1 protein-coding gene is annotated in these 784 nt (G+C 53.7%); it reads left to right on the forward strand.

Going from position 1 to position 784, the window contains the following annotated elements:
* The first annotated feature begins 131 nt into the window (after window positions 1-131).
* Window positions 132-683: a gp16 family protein gene (locus tag AC0L3J_RS37145; protein WP_000091782.1), complete on the forward strand. Its 552-nt coding sequence runs from the start codon at window positions 132-134 to the stop codon at window positions 681-683.
* The last annotated feature ends 101 nt before the right edge of the window (window positions 684-784 follow it).

Below are 784 nucleotides of genomic sequence, written 5' to 3' on the forward strand. Positions count from 1 at the left end.
GCACCAGTGCTGATGCAATCGCATAACCTGCAACATCATAAGGTTGTACATTATTTTCCATAAAATCCTCTCTGATTGATGTGTAAATTCAGGCGGTGTTGCAGCACCGCCCCCTTTCCGGAGGTACGATCATGAGTCGCACATCCCTGATTAAATTAATCCATGTCGCCCGTCGGGAGCTACAACTCGACGACGACACTTACCGCGCTTTTCTGATGCAGAAAACGGGCAAAATCAGTTGCCGCGAGCTGACGGTCACGCAACTGGAACAGGTGCTCGGTGCCATGAAAGAACGCGGCTTTAAGAAGCAGAATAAATACCCCCGTCGCCGCTTTAAGGGGCATGTCACGCCCCGTGAGAAGGTGTATAAAATCTGGCAGCAGATGGCAGAAGACGGTTTTATTACCGATGGCGGTGATGTGGCGCTGGATAAATATGTTCAGCGCCTGACCGCGAAACGCAACGGCGGACAGGGCGTTTCCACACTGGCGTGGTGTCATGGCGACACGCTGCTGACAGTCCTCGAAACACTCAAGCAGTGGCACATCCGCTGTATTCGTGAAGCCTTTTCCCGTCACGGGCTTCCATTGCCGGTCAGTCCGTCCGGTCGTGAACTGCGCGGCTATGATGCCATGACGGCGGCTTATGCCCATGCCAGAAAGACACGGAGGATGGCACAATGACGGAAGATTTATTTGGTGATTTGCAGGATGACACCATCCTGGCACATCTTGACAATCCCGCCGAGGATACGTCACGCTTTCCGGCACTGCTGGCGGAGCTG

Source organism: Bradyrhizobium sp. Kon37, from assembly GCF_055807535.1.